The organism is Sphaerisporangium sp. NPDC049457 (assembly GCF_055586705.1).
In genome coordinates, this window is record NZ_JBVJHR010000007.1 from 166,287 (window position 1) to 175,429 (window position 9,143).

Genomic DNA, 9,143 nt, shown 5'->3' on the forward strand with positions numbered 1-9,143 from the left:
TGTCATGAGATGGCACAGCTAGCGCGGGCCGGTTCCCCACCTCTCAGGTGCTAGCCCTGTGCTGGCCCTTCTCGACGCGGCACACGCCCGGCTCGACACAGAGCGCACGGAACTACGGCAGGCCAAGGAGGCCGCCCAGGCGGCGCTGGAGCTGGATGGAAGAACGATCAACCGTCGCTACCACATACCCTGTGTGGTGATCTTGCGGTCGACGAGGGGTCAGCTTTTCATGATGTTGCCGGCGGACAGTCACGTGCACAGCGAATGGTCCTGGGACGCGCCGCTGGGCTCGATGGAGCGCACCTGTGAGAGGGCAGTGGAACTCGGCCTGCCCGCGATCGCCTTCACGGAGCACGTCGACCACACGGTGTGGATGGTCAACCTTGACGCGTTGCACCCGGATGACCATCTGGCGACCATGTGCTCGCCGGATGGCGAGCTGATTCCGCCGCGGTTCGACGCGGCCGGATACCTGGAGGCGATCGAAAGGTGTCGGGACCGCTTCCAAGAGCTGCGGATCCTGAGTGGCATGGAGCTGGGGGAGCCGCACTGGCATGCCGAGGAGATTGCGAAGCTGCTCGCGGTCGGGCAATTCGATCGGCTGATCGGGTCGCTGCACTGCCTCCCGATCGGGGACGGGTTCACCGAGCCTCCGGGGCAGTTCGCGCAGCGACCCGCGGCAGAAGTCATGCGTGACTATCTGGCGGAGATTCCCCGGCTGATGGAGAGCGAGGTGTTCACAGTACTGGCGCACATCGACTACCCGATCCGGCACTGGCCGACGGAACAGGCCGGGCCGTTCGATCTGCTGGAGTTCGAGGAGGAGTTTCGGCACGCGCTGCGAATGACGGCGGAGTCTGGCAGAGCTCTGGAGATCAGCACGCGCCTGCCGCTGCACTCGACCATCCTGCACTGGTGGCGAGAGGAGGGTGGGCAGGCAGTGACATTCGGGAGCGACGCGCACCTGCCGTCTGCTCTAGCCAGTGGGTTCAAGGAGGCGGCGCACATGGCAGAGGCGCACGGTTTCCGCCCGGGCAAGGACCTGCTCGGCATTTGGGGCCGGGTGAACTGACACAAGTATGGGGTCCCCCGGCGCGGAGACATTGACAGTGCAGCACGCGAAATTCCTGCTCGCTGACAGAATCTCCACGCTCAGCACGCAGCTCTAGCCGAGATCAGAAATTGTTCGACACCCACTTAGACGAGATCCACTTCGGCCTCGCGAGCCGCTGGATCACGCAGCGGCCGCAGTCCCTCGCCCGGCTGAGAGGCGGCGAAACTGCAGCGGCTCAGGAGAGTGATGTGCCGCCGGCTCAGCGGCGGCAGTCGGGCCACGTCCTCATCCAGAACCTCACGATCCTTCTCCACGGCCTTTGGTCACCGCGCGCCCGCGTACTGATGCACCTCCGCGTTGCAACGGTTCAACGAGAGAGGACTCCGGCGCGCGCGGCCGCCAACGCGCCCGCGGCGGCGCGGTCCGCGGCGGCATCGTCGAGGGGTTCCCCGGTATTGAGCAGGGCGTAGTACAAGGGTGCCGAGACGGCGGCGATCACCTGGCGCGGATCGGTGCCGGGAGGTAGTTCGCCCCGTTCGACGGCGTCGGCGACGCAGCCGGCCCACTCCTCGATGCGTACGGCGTAGAAGCGGCGCAGCGCCCGCGCGGCCTGGTCGTTGCAGAGCGAGGCGGCGATCAGTGCCTTGAACAGGCGTCCCTGGCGAGGGTCGGTGAGGGTCTTGACGACCAGGCGGGCGTTTTCGCGGAGGTCCTGGTCGACACTGCCGGTGCGCGCGCGGGGAAGGGACTGTTCGGCCATGTCCTGGAGGAGATCGGCGGCGAGTCCGCCCGGCGTGCCCCAGCGGCGATAGAGGGTGGTCTTGCCGACCCCTGCGGTACGGGCGATCTCGGCGAGATCGAGGGCGTCGAAGCCCTTGTCGACCAGCGCGTCACTGGAGGCCCGAAGGACGGCCTCGCGGACGCGAGCGGTGCGTCCACCAGGGCGGACGGCGCCGGGGTGTGGAGCGGCAACCATGTGCGGACTCCTCCTCGCGAGCCCCTTATGGGGACTCTGGTTCCATTACGGCGGCATGAGGTGCTACCGTTCTCTCACCTTAACGGAACTGCAGGACTGTTTGCATGTGGCTCCGTCCCCGTCCCGCGTTGGGGAGCCTGCCCGCCAAGCGTCTCCATACCGCCCCAGGGCGACGTACTCGAGAGGACGTCTGTCATGTCCACCACGAAGCCCCAGCCCACGGGTACGGCTCCGGCGTACGAGGCGGCTCCGCGGCAACTGACCCGCCGCCTCAAGGTCGTCCTCGCAGTACTACTGGTCGCCCAGTTCATGCTGGCCGTCGACTTCTCCATCCTGAACGTGGCACTGCCCGAGATCGGTGACAGCCTCGGCTTCTCCCTGGCCAACCTGCAGTGGATCGCCACCGCCTTCGCCCTGTGCGCGGCCGGTTTCACCCTCTTCTTCGGCCGCATCGGGGACCTCATCGGCCGCAAGCGCATTTTCCTCGGCAGCCTCGCGCTCCTCGGCCTGGCCTCGATCGCCGGCGGGCTCGCCCCGAGCCCCGAGATTCTCATCATCGCCCGCGTCGCCCAGGGGCTCGCGACTGCCGCCGCCACCCCCGCCGGGCTCGCCCTGCTCACCACGTCGTTCCCTGAAGGCCCGCTGCGCCAGAAGGCCCTCGGCCTCAACGGCGCCCTCATGTCCGCCGGATTCACCACCGGCGCCGTTCTCGGCGGCCTGCTCACCGATCTGCTCTCATGGCGCTGGGCCTTCTTCATCAACGTCCCCGTCGCCCTCGTCGTGCTCCTCGTCGCCCCCACCGTCATCACCGAGTCCCGGCCCGCCCTGCGCCCCAGGGTCGATCTGCCCGGCGCGCTGGCCGTGACCCTCGCGTTGCTCAGCATCGTCTACGGCCTGACCCAGGCAGGCGAGCACGGCTGGACCCACCCTCTCGCGCTGGCGAGCCTGCCGGCCGGCGCCGTACTGCTGGTTGCCTTCTACCTCGTCGAGCGCAAGGCCGCTCAGCCCCTGATCCCGCTGCACGTCCTCGGCAAGCGCACCGTGGCGTGGGGCAACGTGCTCGGGCTGCTCGCCTTCGTCACCGAGACGTCCCTGGTGTACCTGCTCACGCTGTACATGCAGAAGACCCTCGGCTTCTCGGCCCTCACCGCCGGGTTCTCCTTCGGCATCCTGGGGCTCGGCACCGTGGCCGGCGGCATACTCGCGCCGAAGATGATCGCCCGGACCTCCACCGTGGCCGTTCTGGCCGGTGGCGGGCTACTGCAGGCGGCCTGCACCGCCGTCCTGCTCCTCCTCGGCGACACGCCGTCCTCGATGGGGCTGCTGTTGCCCGCCACCTTCCTGGGAGGTGTCGGGAACATGCTGGTCATCGTCGGCTTCATGGTCACCGCCACGACGGGCCTGCCCGACCGCGAGCAGGGCCTGGCCACCGGGCTGGCGTCCATGTCCCAGCAGGTCGGCATCACCATGGGGACCCCCATCATGTCCGCGATCGTCACCGCCGTCACCATGGGCGTCTCGTCCGCCGGGGCCGTCCTACACGGCGTCACCGTGGCCATCGCCGCCAACGCCGCCCTCGTTCTGCTCGGCGTCCTCATCGCCGTCGTCTGCCTGCGCGCCAGGCGTACCCGCACACACACCTGACCGCGGCCCCATCAACACGAGCCCCGGGTTAGGAGCTCCTGGCCGTCCGGACTTGACACGTCGCAGGGGACATCAGGCAGGCCGGAGGGGAGTGTGGATAGCTTGCGGGAAGTCTCCTTCTCGTGAGTTACTCCAACTTCTGGAGACGCAACAGATCACTATTTCTGATTTTCGATTTCTGGAAATTCGGGGCTGCTAGGATGCGAGCGTGGCGATCAAGGAGGCCGAGGGCCGGGGGAGCGCGACCGACGGGCCGGTGCGGCGGCAGGACGGCGAGGGCGGCGCGGGGGCCGTGACGGCGTGCAAGCACTGCGGTACGGCGATCGAGCGGCGCGCCGGTCGCGGCCGTCCCAAGGAGTACTGCCCGCAGCGCGACTGCCAGGCCGAGGCCAAGAAGGAGCGTGAGCTGCGCCGCGCGACCCCGGGCCTGGAGGGGGCGCTGGCCCGCGCCGAAGATCTGTACGACCGCATGGAGAAGGGGCTCGCGGCGGCCATCGCGCCGCTGGCCCAGGTGCTGAGCGACGAGTTGAGCCCCGCCGGGGTCGAGGCCAAGCTCAGCGCCGTCCAGGCCGAGGCGCACACCCGCGTCGCCATCGCCCGCACCGAGCGGGAACAGGCCCTGCAGCAGGTACGGCTGGCGCGCGAGGCCACCGAGCACGCCCGGCGCGAACGCGAGGAGATGCGCGAGCGCGTCAGCGAGGCGCAGGCCGAACGCGACACCGCCCTGTCGGACGCCGAGACCGCGCGCGAACAGGCCCTGGCCGCGCTGCACGAGGCCGCGACCACCGAGCGGCGCGCCAAGCAGGCCGCCGAGGAGGCCAACCGGCGCGCCGCCCAGGCCGAGGCCGAGCGCGAGCGGGCGATCGAGCAGATGGGCGAACGGGTCGAGACCGCGCTGGCCGAGGCGAGGGAAGCCCGCGAGCACGCCGAACGGGCACAGCGGCTCACCGAGCAGGCCGGCCGTGCCACCGAGCGCGCCACCGCGGAGCGGGACGCCGCCCGCACCGACGCCGAACTGGCTCGCCGGACCCGCGTCGAGGCCGAGCAGGCCGCCGCCGCGGCGATCGCCCGCGCCCAGGCGGCCGAGGCCGAACGCGACCGCGCGCAGGAACGGGCGACCGCCGCCGAGCAGGCGAAAGAGGAGGCGGTGGGCCGGGCCGCCCGCTCCGCCGCCGACGCCGAGCAGGCCGGCGCCCGCGCCGAGGAGGCCGAGCGGCGGGCCGCCGATCGCGTCCGCGCCGCCGAGCAGCACGCGGCCGGCGCGGTGGCGTCGGCCGCCGACGGCGAGCGTGCCGCCGTCGCCGAACGCGACCGGCTCACCGCCCTGCTGGAGGTCGAACGGGCCAGGGTGGCCGATCTGCGGGCACAGGTGGAGACCCTGCGCGCGGAGTCGGCCCAGCTCCGCGAACGCGCCGTCACCGCCGAACTGCGCGCCGCACCTCCAACGGCCCCATAGGTCCAGCACCGCGACCTGGGATGCCGTCAACGGACGTGTCGCCTGCCGCCAAAGGTCATTTGAACTGCCCCGGGATCCGCACATGGCCCCTGCACATGAGTGCCCGTCTTTGGTGGGTGCTCGAAAAGTTCGGCGTCAGGCTGCCATTTCCGCGGTGACGGAGGGCGCAAGGGGTTCGTTCACGTCTTCCGCTTCCAGATCGATGCTCCAGCACAGATGAGGCCGATCAGGAACGGTGAACGGCGCCGCGTTCGATGAGGCCGATGATGCCGATGGGGGTGTCGCCCGCAGTGAAGATCATCGCGAGGTAGAGCACCATCGAAAGCAGACCGATCACGCCGACCGTGATCAGTGCTCGCCCCGTTCGGGGAGAGATGCCGATGCGCCGCCACCTGCTTCCGCCTCTGCGGCGGCGGCGAACTCGCCGCCTCCCTGCTCCCGGAGATCGACGAGATCATCCTCAAGAGCTACCCCGTCGTAGCAGGTGCGGGCATCCCCATGTTCTCCGGACGGTTCCACCTCACCCTGTTCACCCCACCCGGCGCGAAACCTTCGACAACGGCGCCCAGGTCACCTGGCTCACCAGGGCGTAGCACCCCACCCAAGGGGAAGGCGTGCGCATCAAACTCCCCGCCACGATGCGGAACTGACGGCAGTCCCGTGCCGCCGGGACCCGGGTCGGCCGATCCGGCCGATGTCAGGTGTACTTGACACCGCATCGGGCGCCTTCTATCGTGTCAGGTGTACTTGACTTTTCGGCGCAGGGAGGGCAACTCGTGCAAGCGCACAACGCGACCGGGGTCTACCGGGAATCGATCATGACGACCGTTCGGCTCGCACTCTGGACGCTCGCCTGGTCGGCGACCCTCGCCTTGGCCAGGTTCGGTCCCGGACTCTTGTGGGATTCGCGGCAACCGGTGGCGAGCTGGGCCGCGGTCGCCGCCAATCTCGTCGTCGGCATCGGATGGATCGTCGCCTTCGCGCGCTTTCTCCGAGGACAAGATGAGGTGCAGCGGAAGGTGATGCAGGACGCGCTGGCGGTCACCTTCGGAGTGGGCTGGGTCGGCGGCTTCGTCTACGTCGTCGCGGACGCCGCCGGCCTCGTCGTCTACGACGTCGATGTCGCGGCCCTCCCCGCGCTGCTTGGAGCCGTCTACGTGATCGCCGTCATCGTCGGCAAGATCAGGTACCGATGAGGAACCGCATCAAGGATTTCCGGGCCGAACGCGCCTGGACGCAGGCCGACCTGGCTCAGCGTGTCGGCGTGTCAAGGCAGGCGATCAACGCGATCGAAACAGGGAAGTTCGACCCCAGCCTTCCGGTCGCCTTCCGTCTCGCCAAGCTGTTCGACCTGAAGATCGAAGATCTCTTTCTCGACGATCAATGAAGCGTTTTGGTCGTGCGGCCAGGACCGAGGCTTTCGGCCCTGGCCGCAGGCCGCCGAGCGGGAACCGCACACCACGTCGGGCTGCGTGGCGGGGCGTGCGGAGGCGAGTTTCACGTCTCCTGTTCGGCGCCGGTCATCAGGGCGAGCACGCTGTACGGCGCCTGGTCGTCGTTGATGAGCCGGCAGAAGCCGTCGTCGGCCGCTTCCACATCGGCGGCGCGGGCGAACATGGCCTGTTCGTGCGCGGCGAGGGCCCGGCCGGTACCCGTTCGTGCACGCGGCGTCAGCGGCTGGTGAGGATGACGAGTCGCTGGGTCGCGCGGGTCATCGCGACATAACGGTCGACCGCTCCTTCGACGCCGTCGCCGAACGCCTCTGGGTCGACGAGGACGACCAGGTCGAACTCGAGCCCCTTGGACAGCTCCGGAGTCAGCGACCGGACGCGGGACGTCGAGGGGAACGTGGGATCGCCGATGACGCAGGCGACCCCGTCGGCGTGCACGGCGAGCCAGGCGTCGAGGATCGAGCCCAGATCGGAAACCGGCCCGTGTACGACGGGGACCCCGCTGCTGCGGATGGAGGTCGGCACGTTGGCGTCCGGGAGCACGGCCCGGATGACCGGCTCGGCTTCCGCCATGATCTCTTCCGGCGTCCGGTAGTTGATGGTCAGCGAGGCCAGTTCGACCCGGTCGAGCCCGATGCGTTCGAGCCGTTCCCGCCACGACTCGGTGAACCCGCGTCGTGCCTGGGCGCGATCGCCGACGATGGTGAAGCTCCGGGACGGGCACCGGAGCAGCAACATCTGCCACTCGGCGTCCGTCAGTTCCTGCGCCTCGTCCACGACGATGTGCGCGAACGGGCCGGCGAGCACGTCCGGTTCGACGCCGGGCGGTGCGCCCTCCTCGACCAGGGTGTCCTTCAGGTCCTGGCCGTGCAGCATGGTCACCGCGCCCTCACCGTCGTCGTCGGCCGCGAGCAGGTTGTCGATGACCTTGGCCATCTGCTCGCGTTCCGCCGCGACGGCGGCCTTGTGCCGGCGCTTGCGTCGCGACGCCTCCGGGTCGCCGAGCCGCTGCCGCGCCGCGTCCAGCAGCGGCAGGTCGGACACCGTCCAGGCCTGGGCGTCCGCGCGCTGCAGCTTGCGTATGTCGCCGAGGCTGAGCCAGGGAGCGCACATCCGCAGGTAGGCGGGTACCGTCCACAGGTCTCCGACCAGGTCGGCCGCTTCGAGCAGCGGCCACGCGCGGTTGAAAGTGGTCAGCAGCTCCCTGTTCGACAGCAGCGACCTGCGCAGCAGGGCGGCCGGTGCGTCGCCGTCGTGCTTGTCCATCAGGATCGTGAGCAGCTCCTCCCAGATCTGGTCGCGCGCCTCGTTGTGCGGAGTGCCGGGTTCCGGCGCCTCGAACGCCTCGGCCCAGTCGTCGGCGCTCAGCCAGATGTCGGACCAGTGGGTCGCCACCGTCATCCCCTTGGCGGGCGGATTCTCGTAGAACCTGACGGCGGGCTCGATCGCCTTCACCATGTCGGCGGACGACTTCAGCAGGGCCACCTCCGGGTCGGCCTCGACGGCCGCCGCGGCTCCCTCGGCGACGAGGTCCCGCAGGGTGCAGGTCTGCACGCCCTCCTCTCCGAGGCTGGGAAGGACGTCGGCGACGTAGGCGAGGTAGGGCTGGTGCGGGCCGACGAACAGCACGCCGCCCCGGCGGTGACCGAGGCGAGGGTCGGAGTACAGCAGGTAGGCGGAGCGGTGCAGGGCGACGACGGTCTTCCCCGTGCCCGGGCCGCCGTCGACGACGAGAGCGCCGCGGGATCCCGCGCGGATGATGGCGTCCTGGTCGGCCTGGATGGTGCCGAGCACGTCGCGCATCCGCGGCGACCGGCTGCCGCCCAGGCTGGCGATGAAGGCGGACTGGTCGTCGAGCGCGGCGTGCCCGGCGAGCCCGTCCGCGGTGAAGACCTCGTCCCAGTAGTCGCTGATCCGGCCGCGGGTCCAGCGGTACCTGCGGCGGCTCGCCAGCCCCATCGGGTTGGCGTGGGTGGCTCCGAAGAACGGCTCGGCCGCGGGGGAGCGCCAGTCGAGCAGCAGCCGCCGGCCGGCCCTGTCCGTCAGGCCGAGTCGCCCGACGTACACGGGCTCGGAGTCGTCCGCGCCGACCATGCGTCCCAGGCACAGGTCCAGGCCGAAGCGACGCAGAGTGCGCAGGCGGGCCGTCAGCCGGTGAATCTCCATGTCCCTGTCCAGCACCTGCCGGCCTACGCCGCCGGGCGCCCGTCGCTCGGCGTCGAGGCGGTCGGACAGGTCGGCGATCGACTCTTCGAGGGTCTGCGCGATGGCCGCGAAGTGCCGCTCGTCATCGGCGATCAGCGCCGGGTCGGCCTTGGGGGACAGGCGTTCGGGGAGGTCGAACGCGCTGGTGGTCAGGGGATTCACGTCATCAGCTCCGATATGAGGTCGCTCGCGACCGTTGCGCGGCAAGGCGTTCGGACCGGAATGACGGTCCCGGAGCCGTGGCGTGGCGCCCGGGGGGGGGGGGGGGGGGGGGGGGGGGGGGGGGGGGGGGGGGGGGGGGGGGGGGGGGGCGGGGGGAGGGGGGGGGGGGCCGAAGCCCCCCCCCAACCCCGAACA

7 protein-coding genes are annotated in these 9,143 nt (G+C 70.2%); 5 read left to right on the top strand and 2 right to left on the bottom strand.

The features are described 5' to 3' along the window. Window positions 1-58: 58 nt before the first annotated feature. Window positions 59-1,072, top strand: a complete 1,014-nt coding sequence (locus ACZ6QO_RS13260) for a PHP domain-containing protein (RefSeq protein WP_465850437.1) — start codon at window positions 59-61, stop codon at window positions 1,070-1,072. 349 nt (window positions 1,073-1,421) lie between these two features. Here the strand turns inward: ACZ6QO_RS13260 and ACZ6QO_RS13265 are convergent, their stop codons facing one another. Next, window positions 1,422-2,030 (bottom strand): TetR/AcrR family transcriptional regulator, encoded by a 609-nt coding sequence (locus tag ACZ6QO_RS13265; RefSeq protein WP_465850439.1) that lies wholly within the window; start codon window positions 2,028-2,030, stop codon window positions 1,422-1,424. A 195-nt stretch (window positions 2,031-2,225) separates the two neighbouring features. Between ACZ6QO_RS13265 and ACZ6QO_RS13270 the strand changes: the two genes are divergently transcribed. From ACZ6QO_RS13270 to ACZ6QO_RS13285, 4 genes are all read left to right on the top strand, one after another. After that, the gene (locus tag ACZ6QO_RS13270; protein ID WP_465850441.1) at window positions 2,226-3,674 is read left to right on the top strand and encodes an MFS transporter; all 1,449 of its coding nucleotides are present in this window, start codon (window positions 2,226-2,228) and stop codon (window positions 3,672-3,674) included. Window positions 3,675-3,882: 208 nt separating this feature from the next. Beyond that, window positions 3,883-5,130 (top strand): coiled-coil domain-containing protein, encoded by a 1,248-nt coding sequence (locus ACZ6QO_RS13275; RefSeq protein ID WP_465850443.1) that lies wholly within the window; start codon window positions 3,883-3,885, stop codon window positions 5,128-5,130. An 818-nt stretch (window positions 5,131-5,948) separates the two neighbouring features. Next, window positions 5,949-6,326 carry a hypothetical protein gene (locus ACZ6QO_RS13280; RefSeq protein WP_465850444.1) on the top strand — a complete coding sequence of 126 codons (378 nt, stop codon included), beginning with the start codon at window positions 5,949-5,951 and terminating at the stop codon, window positions 6,324-6,326. Continuing rightward, window positions 6,323-6,517 (top strand): helix-turn-helix transcriptional regulator, encoded by a 195-nt coding sequence (locus ACZ6QO_RS13285; protein WP_465850446.1) that lies wholly within the window; start codon window positions 6,323-6,325, stop codon window positions 6,515-6,517. Before ACZ6QO_RS13280 ends, ACZ6QO_RS13285 begins: the two co-directional genes overlap by 4 nt. A gap of 283 nt (window positions 6,518-6,800) precedes the next feature. On the opposite strand, the gene helR is transcribed toward ACZ6QO_RS13285, so the two are convergent. Continuing rightward, entirely contained in the window at window positions 6,801-8,948 is a 2,148-nt protein-coding gene (gene helR, locus ACZ6QO_RS13290; protein ID WP_465850447.1) for an RNA polymerase recycling motor ATPase HelR, read from the bottom strand. Window positions 8,949-9,143 lie beyond the last annotated feature (195 nt).

Coding starts and splice junctions, on each gene's coding strand:
- ACZ6QO_RS13265 (WP_465850439.1), bottom strand. CDS start 2,030: ATGGTTGCCGCTCCACACCCCGGCGCCGTCCGCCCTGGTGGACGCACC.
- ACZ6QO_RS13270 (WP_465850441.1), top strand. CDS start 2,226: ATGTCCACCACGAAGCCCCAGCCCACGGGTACGGCTCCGGCGTACGAG.
- ACZ6QO_RS13280 (WP_465850444.1), top strand. CDS start 5,949: ATGACGACCGTTCGGCTCGCACTCTGGACGCTCGCCTGGTCGGCGACC.
- ACZ6QO_RS13285 (WP_465850446.1), top strand. CDS start 6,323: ATGAGGAACCGCATCAAGGATTTCCGGGCCGAACGCGCCTGGACGCAG.